20 protein-coding genes are annotated in these 14,591 nt (G+C 71.8%); all 20 read left to right on the forward strand.

Annotated features, from left to right (window positions below; translation table 11 throughout):
- The first annotated feature begins 2 nt into the window (after positions 1 to 2).
- The 20 genes from ACR5MH_RS15765 (at position 3) to ACR5MH_RS15860 (ending at position 14,591) form a co-directional block, all read left to right on the forward strand.
- On the forward strand, positions 3 to 395 hold the full coding sequence (locus tag ACR5MH_RS15765; protein WP_431348045.1) for a flagellar basal body rod protein FlgC: 393 nt from the start codon (positions 3 to 5) through the stop codon (positions 393 to 395).
- Positions 395 to 703: a flagellar hook-basal body complex protein FliE gene (locus ACR5MH_RS15770; protein ID WP_431348046.1), complete on the forward strand. Its 309-nt coding sequence runs from the start codon at positions 395 to 397 to the stop codon at positions 701 to 703. The genes ACR5MH_RS15765 and ACR5MH_RS15770 overlap by 1 nt, the downstream gene beginning before the upstream one ends.
- The gene (gene fliF, locus ACR5MH_RS15775; RefSeq protein WP_431348047.1) at positions 704 to 2,302 is read left to right on the forward strand and encodes a flagellar basal-body MS-ring/collar protein FliF; all 1,599 of its coding nucleotides are present in this window, start codon (positions 704 to 706) and stop codon (positions 2,300 to 2,302) included.
- Positions 2,299 to 3,321 carry a flagellar motor switch protein FliG gene (gene fliG, locus ACR5MH_RS15780; RefSeq protein WP_431348048.1) on the forward strand — a complete coding sequence of 341 codons (1,023 nt, stop codon included), beginning with the start codon at positions 2,299 to 2,301 and terminating at the stop codon, positions 3,319 to 3,321. The genes fliF and fliG overlap by 4 nt, the downstream gene beginning before the upstream one ends.
- On the forward strand, positions 3,311 to 3,925 hold the full coding sequence (locus tag ACR5MH_RS15785; RefSeq protein WP_433861933.1) for a FliH/SctL family protein: 615 nt from the start codon (positions 3,311 to 3,313) through the stop codon (positions 3,923 to 3,925). Before fliG ends, ACR5MH_RS15785 begins: the two co-directional genes overlap by 11 nt.
- Positions 3,922 to 5,250, forward strand: a complete 1,329-nt coding sequence (locus ACR5MH_RS15790; RefSeq protein ID WP_431348050.1) for a FliI/YscN family ATPase — start codon at positions 3,922 to 3,924, stop codon at positions 5,248 to 5,250. Before ACR5MH_RS15785 ends, ACR5MH_RS15790 begins: the two co-directional genes overlap by 4 nt.
- Positions 5,247 to 5,675 (forward strand): flagellar export protein FliJ, encoded by a 429-nt coding sequence (locus tag ACR5MH_RS15795; RefSeq protein WP_431348051.1) that lies wholly within the window; start codon positions 5,247 to 5,249, stop codon positions 5,673 to 5,675. Before ACR5MH_RS15790 ends, ACR5MH_RS15795 begins: the two co-directional genes overlap by 4 nt.
- 220 nt (positions 5,676 to 5,895) lie before the next feature.
- Positions 5,896 to 6,513 (forward strand): C40 family peptidase, encoded by a 618-nt coding sequence (locus ACR5MH_RS15800; protein ID WP_433861934.1) that lies wholly within the window; start codon positions 5,896 to 5,898, stop codon positions 6,511 to 6,513.
- Positions 6,510 to 7,796, forward strand: coding sequence for a flagellar hook-length control protein FliK (locus ACR5MH_RS15805; protein ID WP_433861935.1), 1,287 nt, complete (start codon positions 6,510 to 6,512; stop codon positions 7,794 to 7,796). The genes ACR5MH_RS15800 and ACR5MH_RS15805 overlap by 4 nt, the downstream gene beginning before the upstream one ends.
- Before the next feature lie 16 nt (positions 7,797 to 7,812).
- Positions 7,813 to 8,250 (forward strand): flagellar hook assembly protein FlgD, encoded by a 438-nt coding sequence (locus ACR5MH_RS15810; RefSeq protein ID WP_431348054.1) that lies wholly within the window; start codon positions 7,813 to 7,815, stop codon positions 8,248 to 8,250.
- A 26-nt stretch (positions 8,251 to 8,276) separates the two neighbouring features.
- Positions 8,277 to 9,452 carry a flagellar hook protein FlgE gene (locus ACR5MH_RS15815; protein WP_431348055.1) on the forward strand — a complete coding sequence of 392 codons (1,176 nt, stop codon included), beginning with the start codon at positions 8,277 to 8,279 and terminating at the stop codon, positions 9,450 to 9,452.
- Positions 9,453 to 9,548: 96 nt separating this feature from the next.
- Complete coding sequence (locus tag ACR5MH_RS15820; protein ID WP_433861936.1) at positions 9,549 to 9,776, forward strand: flagellar FlbD family protein; 228 nt, start codon at positions 9,549 to 9,551, stop codon at positions 9,774 to 9,776.
- A 2-nt stretch (positions 9,777 to 9,778) separates the two neighbouring features.
- On the forward strand, positions 9,779 to 10,600 hold the full coding sequence (locus ACR5MH_RS15825; RefSeq protein ID WP_431348056.1) for a motility protein A: 822 nt from the start codon (positions 9,779 to 9,781) through the stop codon (positions 10,598 to 10,600).
- Between the two features lie 83 nt (positions 10,601 to 10,683).
- On the forward strand, positions 10,684 to 10,965 hold the full coding sequence (locus ACR5MH_RS15830) for a flagellar motor protein MotB (RefSeq protein WP_433862664.1): 282 nt from the start codon (positions 10,684 to 10,686) through the stop codon (positions 10,963 to 10,965).
- On the forward strand, positions 10,890 to 11,432 hold the full coding sequence (locus ACR5MH_RS15835) for an OmpA/MotB family protein (protein WP_433861937.1): 543 nt from the start codon (positions 10,890 to 10,892) through the stop codon (positions 11,430 to 11,432). Before ACR5MH_RS15830 ends, ACR5MH_RS15835 begins: the two co-directional genes overlap by 76 nt.
- Positions 11,429 to 12,316, forward strand: coding sequence for a flagellar motor switch protein FliM (locus tag ACR5MH_RS15840; protein ID WP_431348057.1), 888 nt, complete (start codon positions 11,429 to 11,431; stop codon positions 12,314 to 12,316). The genes ACR5MH_RS15835 and ACR5MH_RS15840 overlap by 4 nt, the downstream gene beginning before the upstream one ends.
- Before the next feature lie 13 nt (positions 12,317 to 12,329).
- Positions 12,330 to 13,022 carry a flagellar motor switch protein FliN gene (gene fliN / locus ACR5MH_RS15845; RefSeq protein WP_431348058.1) on the forward strand — a complete coding sequence of 231 codons (693 nt, stop codon included), beginning with the start codon at positions 12,330 to 12,332 and terminating at the stop codon, positions 13,020 to 13,022.
- A gap of 3 nt (positions 13,023 to 13,025) precedes the next feature.
- A complete protein-coding gene (locus tag ACR5MH_RS15850; RefSeq protein ID WP_431348059.1) occupies positions 13,026 to 13,466 on the forward strand; it encodes a FliO/MopB family protein in 441 nt (146 codons plus the stop codon).
- Positions 13,463 to 14,308: a flagellar type III secretion system pore protein FliP gene (fliP, locus tag ACR5MH_RS15855; protein WP_433861938.1), complete on the forward strand. Its 846-nt coding sequence runs from the start codon at positions 13,463 to 13,465 to the stop codon at positions 14,306 to 14,308. The genes ACR5MH_RS15850 and fliP overlap by 4 nt, the downstream gene beginning before the upstream one ends.
- Before the next feature lie 10 nt (positions 14,309 to 14,318).
- A complete protein-coding gene (locus tag ACR5MH_RS15860) occupies positions 14,319 to 14,591 on the forward strand; it encodes a flagellar biosynthetic protein FliQ (RefSeq protein WP_431348062.1) in 273 nt (90 codons plus the stop codon).

Genomic DNA, 14,591 nt, shown 5'->3' on the forward strand with positions numbered 1-14,591 from the left:
CCATGAGCTACGACGCCATCGGCATCTCCAGCACGGGCATGACGCTCAACCAGACCTGGCTGGACTCCATCAGCGACAATCTCGCGAACATCAACGACACCACGTCGCCGAACAACCCCGCGTTCCAGGAGCGCTTCGTCCAGGCGCAGGCCAACCCCGGCATGAACGGCGTCTCGATCGGCGGCGTCGTCTTCGGCTCGGCCGCGGGCCAGCTCGTCTACTCCCCCGGCGACCCGAACGCGAATGCGCAGGGCTACGTGAAGACCACCACCATCGACATGGCGAGCCAGATGACCGACCTGATCGAGGCGCAGCGCGCCTACCAGGCGAACTCGAACGCGGTGAACGCCGCGAAGGACATGTACCAGTCGGCACTGCAGATCGGAGCCAAGTGATGAGCATCCCGGCCATCGGAGCACTCTCGCTCGGCTCGGTGCAGCAGCCGACGCCGGCCGTCGCTCCGGCCGCTTCCGGTTCCGGCGCGGGCGGCTTCGGCGCCGCGCTGACGGGCGCGGTGAACAACCTCCAGCAGCTGCAGAGCACCTCCGACGCGGCGAACGTGAAGGCGGTCACCGGCAATTTGAACGACATCCAGGACGCGACCGTCGCCGCGGCCCGCGTGCAGACGACCGTGCAGCTCATGGCGACGCTGCGCAACCAGGCCGTGGACGCGTTCAACACCATCATGCGGATGGGCGGCTAAATGCCGGCCCGGCTCCAGGCGGTCCTCAAGCGCATCGGCGCGACGATCGCCGGCTTCAGCTTCGCGCAGAAGACCGTGTCGGTCCTCGCGCTCCTCGTGCTCGCCCTGGGCGTGACCGGCCTGTCGGTGTGGTTGAGCCAGCCGCAGTACGTGCCGCTGTTCAGCGGGATCTCCGCCTCCGACGCCTCCGCGATCACCACCCAGCTCCACACCGACAACGTGCCGTACCAGCTCACGGACGGCGGCGCCACGATCCTCGTCCCTCAGGCGCAGGTCTACCAGGAGCGCCTGAAGGCGGCCGCGGCCAACCTCCCGTCGAGCAGCAACCAGGGCTACTCCCTGCTCGACAACATGGGCGTCACGACCTCCGAGTTCCAGCAGGACGTCACCTATAAGCGCGCGATGGAGGGCGAGCTCGCCAGCACGATCGACGCGATGCAGGGCGTCAAGACGGCCTCGGTCAAGCTGGCCATCCCGCAGCCGACGGTGTTCACCGACCAGGCGCAGGACCCGACGGCCAGCGTCTTCGTCGACGAGAGCGCCGGCACCACTCTGACGGCGGCGCAGGTGCAGGCGATCGTCCACCTCGTCTCGTCCTCGACCGTGGGGATGAAGCCCACCGATGTCTCCGTCATCGACGCCGCGGGCAACGTGCTCTCGGCCACGGGCGGGGCCACCACGGGCTCGACCGGCGACCAGGCGAAGGCCTACGACAGTGCGGTCCAGGCCAGCGTGCAGTCCATGCTCGACAAGGTGCTCGGCTCGGGCAACTCGACGGTCGTCGTGAGCGCGCTGATGGACAACTCGACATCCACGAAGACGACCGACAGCTACAGCATCCCGACCGGAGCCCCGCAGACCAGCTCGTCGTCGCAGAAGGAGACCTACACGGGCACGGGCGCGGCGGCGCAGTCCGGCGTGCTCGGCACCAGCTCCACGACGAACGGCGTCGCCAACACCGCTGCGAACAGCGGGGGCAACGGCAGCTACAGCTCCGACAACACCACGAGCGACAACGCGCTGAACAAGACCAGCGTCACCCAGCAGATCCCCGCCGGCGGCGTCCAGCGGCAGACCGTCTCCGTCGCGGTCGACAGCGCGGCGGCGAGCAAGGCCGGGGTGAGCACGGGCCAGCTCCAGCAACTGGTGTCCAACGCCTCCGGCATCGACACCTCGCGCGGCGACGCGGTGGGCGTGCAGCTGGTCAACTTCTCGCAGGCGAACGCGCAGGCCGCCAAGCAGGCGCTCGCCCAGGCCGACGCGCAGGCCCGGCAGGCGCAGCTCGACTCCTGGATCCGCACCGGCCTGATCGCCGCGGGCATCGTGGTCGCGATGATCGTCGCGCTCCTCGTCTTCCGTCGTCGCCGCAGGAACACGGAGCTCGACGACGGCGACCGGTACGAGGAGCTGGCCGCCCCGACCCTCGCCTTCACCCAGGTCACCGCGCCCACCGCGCCGCTGACCACTCCCCCGCCGCCCCCGGTCTCGATCGAGTCGGAGCAGCGCAGGGCCGAGATCGAGCAGCTCGCCGTGGACGACCCGCGCCGTGCGGCGGACTTCCTGCTGACCCTCATGGGTGAGAAGGAGCCGACGCCGTGACCGAGGCCAAGGTCGCCACGCTGACCGGCGCGCAGAAGGCCGCCCTGATCCTGATGAACCTGGATCAGGCGGCTGCGGCGCGCGTGATGCAGCAGTTCAGCGAGGCGGAGTCGGAGGAGATCGCGGCCGAGATCGTCGCGCTCAAGCGTGTCGACCGTCAGCAGGCCGAGGCGGCGCTCGTGGAGTTCCACGAGCTCGCCGTGCGTCCGCAGGCGCGGGTCAGCGGCGGCCGCAGCGCGGCCATCGGGCTGCTGGAGGCGTCGTTCGGCACCGAGCGCGCCGCCGGGGTGATGTCCCGTGTGGCGTCGTCGCTCGCCGGGCGCGCCTTCGACTTCCTGGACACCGCCGACCCCGCGCAGGTCGCCCTCCTGCTCGACGGCGAGCTCTCGCAGACCATCGCCACCGTGCTCGCCCACCTGCGCGCGGAGCAGGCGTCGCGCGTGCTCGCGGCGCTCAAACCCGAGATCCGCACCGACGTGGCGCACTGCATCGCGACGATGGGCAGCGTCGGCCCCCAGGTGGCCCGCGCCGTCGCGGACACCCTGCGCAGCCGCGCCGGCTCCGTCGTGAAGACCGCGGGCCAGCAGGACGCCATCGGCGGAGTGCAGCCCCTGGTCGACATCATCAACCGATCCAGCGTCGCCAACGAGCGCGCGCTGCTCGACGAGCTGGACCAGCGCGACCCGGAGCTCGCCGCCGAGGTGCGCTCCCGGATGCTGACCTTCGCCGACATCGTGAAGCTGGAGCCGCGCGACGTCCAGCAGGTGCTGCGCGGGATCGACGTCTCCATGCTCGCCATCGCCATGAAGGGCTCCCCGGAGGCGACGAGGGACGTCATCCGCGCCAATCTCTCGGAGCGCAACCTGGAGGTGCTGGACGAGGAGTCGTCGGTGCTCGGCTCGATCCGGCTCTCGCGTGTCGAGGAGGCCAGGGCCGAGATCGTCCGCGCGATCCGCGACCTCGAGGCCGAGGGCCAGATCACGGTGCACCGTTCGGACGAGGACGAGTATGTCGAATAGTGCGTTCGCCCCCGTGCGGTACCCCGAGGTCGGAACGGCCGGCGCCCCCGCCGCGGCCGGCGCCGAGGGGGCCGCCAGTGCGCGCGCCCGCGGGTTCGCCGCCGGCTACAGCGAGGGTCTGCGTCGTGCGGAGGCCGAGTTCGCCGAGGCCGAGCGCGCCCGCCTCCAGCACTGGCAGGCGGCGGAGACCGAGTCCGCAGCGGCGACCCGGCGTGCCCTGGCGGCGCTGGCCGCCGCCGCGGAGGGAGTGCGCGCGCTCGCCGTCCCGGTCGTCGCGACCGCCGACGACGCCCTGGTGGAAGCGGCCCTCGCGCTCGCCGAGGCCGTCCTCCAGCGCGAGGTGGCCGAGGGGCACGTCGACGCGGCCGACACGCTGCGCCGTGTCATCGCGGCCACCCCCGCCGGAGAGCTGGTCTCGGTGCGGATGCACCCGGACGACGCGCGGGCGGTCGCGCAGGAGACCGGCGCGCTGCCGGAGGTCGTGCCCGACCCGTTCATCGCACCGGGCGACGCTGTCGCGGTGCTGCTCGACGGCTGGCTGGACGCCCGGATCGACGCCGGGCTCGCCCGGGCACGCACCGTCCTGACCGGAGGAGACGCATGATCGGGTACGCGCCGGGAGGCGACCGGCTGGCGATGGCCGTCCGTGCCGCCGCGCCGGAGCGGATCGGCCGCGTCGCCTCCGTCGTCGGCCTCGGCATCGAGGTGTCCGGACTGGAGGGCGCCGTCGGCGACCTCGTCGCGATCGGCGAGCCCGGAGCGGACACCGCGGCCCAGGTCGTCGCCGTGCGCCCCGGCCTGCTCACCTGCATGGTGCTGTCCGGTTCGGCGGCGCACCCCATCGGCACACCCGTGCGCTCCGCGCCGTCGGCTCCCGCCGTCCCGGTGGGCGACGCGCTGCTCGGCCGGGTCATCGACGGGCTCGGCCGTCCCATCGACGGCAAGGGGCCGCTGCCGCCGACCCACCACGTCGCCCTGGCGAATGCCGCGCCAGGGCCGCTGGAGCGCGCCAGGATCACATCGCCCCTCCAGCTCGGCGTTCGGGCCCTCGACACCCTGGTGTCCACCGGCCGCGGGCAGCGCCTGGGCCTCTTCGCCGGCTCCGGCGTTGGCAAGTCGTCGCTGCTCTCGATGATCGCGCGGGGGACGGATGCCGAGGTTTCCGTGATCGCGCTCATCGGCGAGCGCGGCCGTGAGGTGCGCGAGTTCATCGAGGACGACCTCGGCGTCGAGGGGCTCGCCCGCTCGATCGTCGTCGTCTCCACCTCCGACGAGCCCGCGCTGATGCGGTTGCGGGCCTCGCTCGTCGCGACCCGGATCGCGGAATGGCACCGCGACCGCGGCCGGCACGTCGTCCTGATGATGGACTCCCTGACCCGCGTGGCGATGGCGCAGCGCGAGATCGGGCTGTCTGCCGGTGAGCCGCCGGCGACCCGCGGGTATCCGCCGTCGACCTTCTCCACGCTGGCATCCCTCCTGGAGCGAGCGGGCGCGGCGGCCACCGGGTCGATCACCGGCCTCTACACCGTCCTGGTCGACGGCGACGACCACAACGAGCCCATCGCGGATGCGGCGCGGTCGATCCTCGACGGGCACGTCGTCCTCGACCGTGCGCTCGCGATCACGGGCCACTTCCCCTCGATCGACGTGCTGGGGTCCATCTCCCGGCTCGCGTCCAAGATCACCCCGCCGGACCGGCTGGCCGATGCGACGGCGCTGCGTGCGGTGCTCTCCGCCCGCCGCAGCGCACAGGACCTGCTCGACGTCGGCGCGTACAAGCCGGGCGCGAACGCACGGGTGGACGCGGCCGTGCGGTTCGAGGAGGCCATCGACGGCTTCCTCCGTCAAGGCATGGATCAGCGGTCCACCGCGGACGGGGCGTGGGATTCGCTCCGCGAGCTGACCCGAGCGTTCGGAGCGGCCGCATGAAGCGCTTCGGATTGGCCGGCCTCCTGCGCGTGCGCGACCTGGAGGAGCAGCGTGCGGCGGCCGAGCTCGCCGACGCGAACCGGGCCGTGGACGCCGTGCGCGCCCGCGGCGCCCGGACGCGTGCGTCGCTGGCCGGGGTCCGCTCGGACGCCGTCGACGCCGCGACGCTCTCGGCCGCCGTCGCCGCACGCGCGAGTGCGCAGGTGCTGCTCAGCGAGTTGACCGCGCTGCACGAGCTCGCCTCCCGCGAGGCCGGCGAGGCCCGGTCGGCGCACGGCGCCGCCCGTACGTCCGCAGTCTCGCTCGACAAGCTCCGCCGCCGGCACGTCGAGTCCGAGACCGCCCGCGAGCTGCGCGAGGAGCAGTCCGCGCTCGACGAGGTCGCCATCCAGGGCTGGCGCGAGAGCAGGAGGGACGCCGTATGAGCATCACGGAGGCCGTTGGCCGCATCCAGCAGATCGAGTCCCAGATGGTCCAGCTGGCCGGGGGCAGCCGGCGCAGGCGGCGCAGACGGCGCAGACCGGGCAGGCGACCAGCGCGTCCGCGTTCGCGAGCTCGCTGGCCGCAGCGACCGGCGCGACCGGCGCCAAGGTCACCCCGGCGGCGGGACAGCAGGCGTCCAACGGGACCACCGGCGCAGACATCGTGGCGGACGCCCGCAAGTACCTCGGCGTGCCCTACGTCTTCGGAGGCACCACCAGCGCAGGCCTGGACTGCTCGGGGCTCGTGCAGCGTGTCTACGGCGACCTGGGCATCTCCTTGCCGCGGCTCGTCTCGGGTCAGTCGACGATCGGCCAGAGCGTGCCGTCGCTCGCCGACGCGCAGCCGGGCGACCTCATCGTCTGCAACGGCGGCGAGCACATCGCCATCTACGCCGGCAACGGAAAGATCATCCAGGCGCCCAAGCCGGGCGGCTCGGTCGAAGAGATGGACAACTGGATCTCCCCGTCGAACGTGGTGACCATCCGCCGGATCGTGCCGACCGCGACGTCGTCCGCGACGGCGTCGGCGCCGTCCTCAGCCGCAGCCCTGGCGGCGCTGCTCGGGCCGAGTGGCGGGTCGTCGGTGGCCGGACTGCTGGGCTCGGGAGGCCTGTCGTCGTCCTCGTCCGCCCTGGCGGCGCTGCTCGGGTCGAGTGGCGGGTCGTCGGTGCTCGGGCTGCTCAGGTCGAGCGGTGGGTCGTCGGTCTCGGGCCTCCTGGGCTCCGGAGGCGGCAGCGCACTGGCGGCTCTGCTCGGTCAGAGCTCGGGGGTGAACTCGTGAGCGCGCCCGTCTCAGGATTCGGCGCCGCCGCCGCCGCCCTGCTCGCGCCCGCCTCGTCCGATCCCGCGTCGCCCACCGGCGGGGGAACGGCCTTCGGCACCCTCCTGTCCGCACTGGCCGGCGACGCCGAAGCGACGGCGCCGCCCGCGGCTCCGGCCGACCCGGCCCCGTCCGCCGACGCCGGCAGCAGCGCGACGGGCACGCCGCCGACGCCGCAGACGGCTCCGCCCGCGCCGGCTCCTGCCGTGTTCCTCGGTCCGGCGACTCCGGCCGCGACGCCGCTCGCGGACGCCGCGACCGCTGCCGACCGCACCGCTCCGGACCAGGGGCCCCACGGCAAGAGCGGGAGCACGCGGACGACCGACGCGGATCAGCATCATGACGCCGCCTCCCCTGCGGTCGCCGACGTGCTCGCCGCCGGTCAGCTCGCGGTGCAGCAGGCGCTCGCCGCGGCGCCGGTCCCTCCCGCGCCCCCGACGCCCGCGCCCCCGACGCAGACGTCGGCGTCGTCCGCTCCCGCCCCTGCGCTGACGACTCCGGCCGGAGCCGCTCCGGTCACGGCACCCGACTCCGCCCGGGCCCCGGAGGCGACCGCCCAGCCGATCGTGACGGCCGACCCTGGCACCGGTGCGCACCTTTCAGCGTCTGCTCCGGTCGCCGTGCCTGCTCCGGTCGCCGTGCCTGGTCGGCCGGTCGCCAAGACGCCGTCTGCGCCTGCGACGCCGAGCGCGGACACCGCGCAGTCGACGATCCCCGCTGCGACGCCCGTACCGGCCCAGGCTCCGGCCGCGCCGACCTTCGCGACCGCGCTCGCAGCGGCCGCGCCCACCGCCTCCGCCGCCCCGACCCCGCCGCTCCAGCAGCAGCTCGCGCAGCCGGTGATGACCCTCGCGCGCCAACCGGACGGCGACCACGTCGTGGTCGTGCGGGTCGCCCCCGACGACCTCGGTCCCGTCACGGTCCGCGCCCGGGTCAGCGACACCAGCGTCCACATCGAGCTGTTCGCGCCCAGCGACGCCGGACGGGACGCCATCCGTCAGATCCTCACCGATCTGCGGCGCGACCTCAACGCGGCCACGGCGAACGGGTCGGTCTCCGTGTCCGAGCAGAACGCGCCCGGCGCGGAGGGCGGCAGCGGAGGCCGGTCGCCGTGGGCGTCCGCGGGAGACCGCCGAGCAGCAGCACCGGCGGACCAGCAGGAAGAGCCGCCTCCCGCCCGAAACGTCATCCCGCCCCAGGCCGTCGCCCTCCCCGGCGCCCGGACCCTCGACATCGTCGTCTGACCACGAAGGAGAAGACATGGTCACCCCCATCTCGACCGATCCCACCGCGAACGCCTCGACGACCTCGCTCTGGTCCACGCAGCCCACCCGTACGCCGCACCAGTCGCTGACCGCCGACGACTTCATGCAGCTCCTCGTGACGCAGCTCAAGAACCAGGACCCCAGCTCGCCGATGGACTCGGCGGCGATGGTCCAGCAGACGACGCAGCTCGGGATGATGCAGCAGATGACGGCGCTCGGCTCCAGCAGCAACACCGCCCTCAACCTGCAGATGCAGACCGCGGCGGCCGACCTCATCGGAAAGACCGTCAGGTACAACGACCTCGCCGGGGCGCCCCAGACGGGCGTCGTGACGGGCGTCTCGTTCTCAGGGGCGACCCCGACTGTGTCCGTCAACGGCGGCACCTTCCCGCTCTCCGGAATCCTCGGCGTCCAGCAGACTCCGGCCTCCTAGTCCCCACCACCGAAAGGCACACTCCCATGCTCCGTTCTCTCGACTCCGGCGTCTCGGGCCTCCAGGCGCAGCAGACCATGCTCGACGTGGTCGGCAACAACATCGCCAACGTCAACACCACCGGCTACAAGTCCTCCTCCGTGGAGTTCGAGGACACCCTCTCCCAGATGATCGGGACGGCCTCGGCGCCGCAGGGCAACCAGGGCGGCACGTCGCCCGCCCAGGTCGGCCTCGGTGTGCGCGTCGCCGCGACCGCCACGAACTTCACCGAGGGGGCGGCGCAGACCACCGGCGTCGGCACCAACCTGATGATCAACGGCGACGGCTTCTTCATCGTCAACAACGGCGGCCAGACCCAGTACACGCGGTCCGGCGCCTTCACCACGGACGCCTCCGGCAACCTCGTCAGCCCGGACGGTGCGATCGTGCAGGGCTGGCCGGCCGCCAACGGCGTGGTCAACTCATCCGCGCCGGTCTCCAACCTCACCCTGTCGACGAGCGGCCTGTCCGCGGCGCGTGCGACCTCCAGCGCCACGATGTCCGGCAACCTGGCCGACGACGCGGCCGCCGGCTCCACGCTCAACAGCCAGGTGACCGTCTACGACGCGACCGGCGCGCAGCGCAACCTGACCACGACCTTCACCCGCACCGCCGCCGGCTGGGACGTCACCGCGACCGACGCCGCGGGCAACACGGCCACCGGCTCGATCACCTTCGCCAACGGCGCGATGACCAGCGGGCAGACCCTCACGGTCGGCGGTGTCACCATCGACATGTCGAAGATCACCGGCTTCGCGGGGTCGGGCGGCGTCAACTTCGCATCGCAGAACGGCACCGCCGCTGGGTCGCTGCAGTCGTTCTCGCTCGAGGGCGACGGCACGATCATGGGATCGTTCTCCAACGGCGAGAAGCAGGCCATCGGCCGCGTCGCGCTGGCCAACTTCACCAACCCGGGCGGCCTCCAGAAGGCCGGCAACTCCAACTTCATCGCCACCCCGAACTCCGGGCTCCCCCAGGTCGGCGTGGCGGGAAGCGGCAGCCTCGGCACCCTGACCAGCGGCGCGATCGAAGGCTCCAACGTCGACCTGGCCCGGGAGTTCACCAACCTGATCGTGGCGCAGCGCGCGTTCCAGGCCTCCGCCCGGGTGATCACGACCTCCGACGACGTGCTGCAGGAGCTCCTGCAGCTCAAGACGCAGTGATCCTGAGCTAACGGAACCGTCCGACCTGCCGATAGGGGAAGGCGAGCACCCCCGTCACGGAGGCGTTCGATCCCTTCCCCTCTCTGCGGAGTCCTCATGATCACGGTGACCAGGCTGAACCACGTGCCGTTCGCCGTGAACCCGGACCTCATCGAACGCATCAACGCCGACCCCGACACCACCCTGACGATGGTCGACGGCGTGCGGTACGTGGTGACCGAGACGATGGCGGAGGTCATCGACCGCATCGCCGGCTACCGCGCGGAAGTGCTCGAACGCGCATACCGGCTGGGATGGCCGGCCGACTCGGGCGAAGGGAGCTGAGCATGGATCTGGCAATGATCATCGGGATCGTCGCGGCCTTCGGCTCACTGTTGACGATGGTGCTGATCGAGGGCGAGAGCCCCACCGCGCTCCTCCTCATCGGGCCGGTCGTCTTCGTCCTCGGCGCCACCGTCTCCGTCGGGGTGGCAGGCGCGACGCTGAAGGATGCGCTCGACTCCTTCAAGGCGATCCCCGGGGCGATCAAGGGCACGAAGCCGGACTTCGCCGGCACGGTCGCCATCCTGCTCGACCTCGCCGACGTCGCCCGCCAGCGCGGGCTGCTCTCACTGGAGTCGTCGGCGGAGGAGGTCAAGGACCCGTTCCTGGCCAGCGCCCTCCAGGGCGTGGCCGACGGCGCCGACTCCGAGGACCTGCGCATCCTGCTCGAGGACCAGATCGCGACGTGGTCGAAGGCCACCCGCATCTCCTCCTCGTTCTTCGCGGCGCTCGGCGGCTACGCGCCGACGATCGGCATCGTCGGAACGGTCGTCTCGCTCACCCACGTGCTCGGCAACCTCTCGACGCCGGACAAGCTCGGCCCGATGATCGCCAGCGCGTTCGTCGCGACACTCTGGGGTCTGCTCTCCGCCAACTTCATCTGGCTTCCGCTCGGCACGCGCATGCGCCGGCTCGCGGAGCTCGAGGCCGAGCGCCGGCAGATCGTGGTGGAGGGCGTGCTCGCCATCCAGTCCGGCACCTCCTCGCGCGCGCTCTCCGAGCGCCTGACCGCGATGGTCCCGTACAGCCCCAAGCCGAAGCGCAGCACGGGCAAGAACGACGCGTCCGCCCCGGTATCCGAGGCAGCGCCCGTGGTCGGACCGTGAGCCGGAGCCGACGCAGGCCGGCCGCGGACGGCCACGGCGAGGGGCACGCCAATGACGAGCGCTGGATGGCCTCCTACATGGACATGGTCACTGTGTTGATGTGCACGTTCATCGTCCTCTTCTCGATGTCCTCGATCGACGCCCACAAGTTCAACGAGCTGAAGAACTCGCTCCAGACCGGTTTCGGTGAGGTGGTGAGCCAGAAGGTCGACACGGCCAAGGGCGTGATCGTCGCGGCGAAGGACGCCGCGCCGACTCCCGTGCCCTCGTCGGCGTCGACCACTCCCCGATGTCGCCGCTCGAGGCGGCCAAGCTGGAGGTCGCCGACCTCCGCGCGATCGAGGCGGCGATCAACGCCCGGCTGACGGCCCAGGGGCTGCAGGGGTCGGTCTCGTACACGATCGACGCCCGCGGGCTGACCATCGGGCTGATCGGCGGTAACGCGTTCTTCGACTCCAACCTCGCGACGCTCACCCCGCTGGCGGTGCAGATCATCGACAACGTCGGACCGGTCCTCTATCCGACGTCGTACGCGATCTCGGTCGAAGGGCACGCCGACACCCGGCCGGCCGGACCGCCCTACGCCACCAACTGGGACCTCGCCGCCGCCCGGGCCATCTCGGTGCTCCGCCGGCTCACAGACGTCTCCGGCATCCAGGAGACCCGGATCTACGCGGTCAGCGACGGCTCGGCGACGGCGACAGCCACCGGGTCCGACGCCGCGCAGCTCGCCCAGGACCGCCGCGTCGACATCGTCGTGCGGTCGTCGCAACCGCAGGAGGTGCGCGACCTCATCCCGGGGATCGTCGCGACGAAGGGAGCAGGCGGATGAGCCAGACGATGACGCGGCCGGCCGAGCGCGAGGTGCGGCCCTACGACTTCCGCCGCCCGACCACCCTGGCCCGGGAGCACTCCCGCGTGCTGGAGCTGGCCTTCGCGACGTTCGCGCGGCAGTGGGGGACGCAGCTCACCGCGAAGGTTCGCGTCCTGTCGCAGGTGACCTGCGAGCAGGTCACCATGCACACGTACGACGAGTACGCGGCGGCCCTCCCGTCCAGCACGGCGATGGTGCTGTGCTCGATCAGCGACGTGGACCCCCGCGGCGTCATCCAGTTCCCCACCGGGGCGGCGCTGCGCTGGGTGAACGCGATGCTCGGCGGAAACCGCCCGCTCCCCCTGCTCGACCGCACGTTCACCCCGATCGAGCACGCCCTGGTCGTCGGCCTGATGAACGACGCGCTCGAGGACCTGCAGTACTCGCTCGGCCCGCTGTTCACCAACTCGGTGCGGATCGACGCCATCCAGTACAACTCGCAGTTCGCCCAGGCCGCCCCCACCACCGAGCTGATGATCGTGGCGCGGTTCGCTGCGCGTGTCGGCGACGACGTCGCGGAGGCGACCATCGCTCTGCCCGCCCGGGTCCTGCTGGAGCGCCTCGGCGAGACCAACCCGACCGTTCAGGTCGACAACGCCAAAGCCCTCCTGCACGCGCAGCTCGCGCAGGTGCCTGTGGAAGTGAGCGCCCGGCTCGCCTCGGCGAACGTCACCCCTGCCTCCGTGCTCGGGCTGGCGGTGGGCGACGTCATCCGCCTGCCGCACCCGGTCAGCCGCCCGATCCAGGTCGCCGCCGGCGGCGAGCCGGTGGGAACCGCCGCCATCGGCGCCGCCGGGTCGCGCCTCGCCGTCGTCGTCACCACCGCTGAGGACTACCACTGATGGAGAACCACTGATGCCCCAGAACGCATATGCCGCCGCCGCGCAGACGCTGACGCATGCCCCGTTGGGCATAGGCGAGCTGACCGTGTCGGCCCGCCCGGAGTCGGCCGAGGTGCCGGCGACCGCCGCGAACGCGGTCGTCGCGACCTTCATCGGCTCGCCGTCCGCTGAGCTCGCCATCGCGGTCCGCGACCCGGAGGTGGTGCTCGCGGAGACCGGCGGCCAGCTCGGAGTCGGCCTCGCGGACGTCCTGCAGCCGACGCTGGCGACCGTGGCTGAGCACCTCGGATCGGGCGTTCTCGGCGATGCCCGCGTCGAGGACGCAGCGCACCTCTTCGCCGACACCGCCTCGCACCGCTTCACCGTCACCGACCCGTCCGGGCAGGAGGTCGCCTGGTTCGCCATCCGCGGAGACACCGTGACCACCGCGCCCTCCGGGGCCCCGGCGGACGTCGCAGGACGGCTCGGCCGCATCTCGAACGTCGAGATGGCGCTCACGGTCGAGATCGGACGCACCCGGATGTCGGTGCGCGACGTGCTCGCCGTCGAGCCCGGCACCGTGATCGAGCTCGACCGGTCCGCCGGGTCGCCCGCGGACATCCTGCTCAACGGCCGCCTCATCGCCCACGGCGAGATCGTCGTGGTCGACCAGGACTACGCCGTGCGCGTCACCCAGATCCTCGACACCGCCGACGCCCTGGTCTGACCCGTGGACACCCTCTTCACCGCGCTCCGCGTCGCCGTCTCCCTCGCGCTGATCATCGGACTGATCTGGTTCGTGCAGCGCCGGAGCGCGAAGTGGAGCCGGAAGAGGAGCAAGCGCCCGATCACCGTCCTCGGCCGGCAGTCGCTGGGCGGAAAGTCCCGGGTCGTGATGGTGGAGGCCGACGGCACCCATTTCGTGCTCGGCGTGACCGACAGCTCGGTCGTGGTGCTCAAGTCCCGCGAACTGGACACGTTCGCGGACGCGCTCGCGGCCGAGGAGGCGAACGAGCCGGCCGGCCTCCTGGAGGAGACGGACGCGGCACCCGCACCGTCTCCTGCCCCGGTGCACACCGCGGTCCCGGTCCCCGTGCCCACGTTCGCGCAGGCGATCACCTCCCCTGAAACCTGGCGGAGGGCGGCCCAGTCCCTCCGGACTCCACGGTGAGCGCCGCAGCGCTGGCGGGAGCGGGCGGCCGCGGCTACGCGCGCCCGATCGTCCTGGCTCTCCTGGTCGTGGCCGCGGTGGCCGGCATCGTGCTGCTCACCGCGGGCAGCGCACACGCCGTGCCGGCGCCCTCCCCGTCCCCCACTCCCCCGGTCGGCCCGTCCGGCCCCGCGGGCGGCTCAGGCGCCACCATCTCGATCAACGGCATCAACGGCACGCCCGCCGACACCATCGTCACCCTGCTGGGCGTGACGCTCATCTCGGTCGCCCCGGGCCTGCTCGTCATGGTCTCGTCGTTCACCAAGGTGTTCGTGGTGCTCTCGATGGCCCGCAACGCTCTCGGCCTCCAGTCGGTGCCCCCGAACCAGGTGCTGGCCGGGCTCGCCCTGTTCCTGAGCCTGTTCATCATGGCGCCCACCCTCACCGACATCAACGTGCACGCCGTCCAGCCCTACCTCGCCGGGCATCTCGACTTCGGCGGTGCCCTCCAGGCCGCGGAGGCGCCGTTGAAAGCCTTCCTCGGCGCGCACACCCGCCAGGAGGACATCGCGCTGATGACCCGCGCCGCAGGGCGTGCGAACCCGGCGAACCTCCACGCCGTCCCGCTGACCACCCTCGTCCCGGCGTTCGTCATCTCGGAGCTGCGAGCGGCTTTCATCATCGGCTTCGTGATCTACGTGCCGTTCCTGGTGATCGACCTGGTGGTCTCCGCAGGCCTGATGTCGCTCGGCATGATGATGCTCCCGCCCGTCATGGTGTCGCTGCCGTTCAAGATCCTGCTCTTCGTCCTCGTGGACGGCTGGGGCCTGATCATCCAGTCCCTCGTCGCGAGCTACAAGTAGGGGGCCGACCGTGAACTCCAGCGCCGTCCTCAAGATCGCCACGCAGGCCCTGCTGCTGATGGCAGAGCTCGCGGCACCGATGGTGCTGACCGCGCTCGCGATCGGCTTCGCGGTCTCGCTCATCCAGTCGATCACCCAGATACAGGAGGTCACCCTCTCGTTCGTGCCGAAGGCGATCGGCGTCTCCATCGCGCTCTTGGTGTGCGGCAACTGGATGATCGAGCAGCTCGTGACGTTCACGCAGTACCTGTTCCAGCAGATCCCCACATTGCTGGGAGGCTGA

Source organism: Streptomyces sp. L7, assembly GCF_050990935.1.
Taxonomy (GTDB): Bacteria; Actinomycetota; Actinomycetes; order Actinomycetales; family Microbacteriaceae; genus Leifsonia.

What these genes read in the sequence shown, in the direction of transcription:
- ACR5MH_RS15795 (WP_431348051.1), top strand. Translation starts at nt 5,247, where the DNA reads ATGAAGCGCTTCGGATTGGCCGGCCTCCTGCGCGTGCGCGACCTGGAG.
- ACR5MH_RS15770 (WP_431348046.1), top strand. Translation starts at nt 395, where the DNA reads ATGAGCATCCCGGCCATCGGAGCACTCTCGCTCGGCTCGGTGCAGCAG.
- ACR5MH_RS15815 (WP_431348055.1), top strand. Translation starts at nt 8,277, where the DNA reads ATGCTCCGTTCTCTCGACTCCGGCGTCTCGGGCCTCCAGGCGCAGCAG.
- ACR5MH_RS15785 (WP_433861933.1), top strand. Translation starts at nt 3,311, where the DNA reads ATGTCGAATAGTGCGTTCGCCCCCGTGCGGTACCCCGAGGTCGGAACG.
- ACR5MH_RS15820 (WP_433861936.1), top strand. Translation starts at nt 9,549, where the DNA reads ATGATCACGGTGACCAGGCTGAACCACGTGCCGTTCGCCGTGAACCCG.
- ACR5MH_RS15825 (WP_431348056.1), top strand. Translation starts at nt 9,779, where the DNA reads ATGGATCTGGCAATGATCATCGGGATCGTCGCGGCCTTCGGCTCACTG.
- ACR5MH_RS15765 (WP_431348045.1), top strand. Translation starts at nt 3, where the DNA reads ATGAGCTACGACGCCATCGGCATCTCCAGCACGGGCATGACGCTCAAC.
- ACR5MH_RS15830 (WP_433862664.1), top strand. Translation starts at nt 10,684, where the DNA reads ATGGTCACTGTGTTGATGTGCACGTTCATCGTCCTCTTCTCGATGTCC.
- ACR5MH_RS15840 (WP_431348057.1), top strand. Translation starts at nt 11,429, where the DNA reads ATGAGCCAGACGATGACGCGGCCGGCCGAGCGCGAGGTGCGGCCCTAC.
- fliF (WP_431348047.1), top strand. Translation starts at nt 704, where the DNA reads ATGCCGGCCCGGCTCCAGGCGGTCCTCAAGCGCATCGGCGCGACGATC.
- ACR5MH_RS15835 (WP_433861937.1), top strand. Translation starts at nt 10,890, where the DNA reads ATGTCGCCGCTCGAGGCGGCCAAGCTGGAGGTCGCCGACCTCCGCGCG.
- fliN (WP_431348058.1), top strand. Translation starts at nt 12,330, where the DNA reads ATGCCCCAGAACGCATATGCCGCCGCCGCGCAGACGCTGACGCATGCC.
- ACR5MH_RS15810 (WP_431348054.1), top strand. Translation starts at nt 7,813, where the DNA reads ATGGTCACCCCCATCTCGACCGATCCCACCGCGAACGCCTCGACGACC.
- ACR5MH_RS15790 (WP_431348050.1), top strand. Translation starts at nt 3,922, where the DNA reads ATGATCGGGTACGCGCCGGGAGGCGACCGGCTGGCGATGGCCGTCCGT.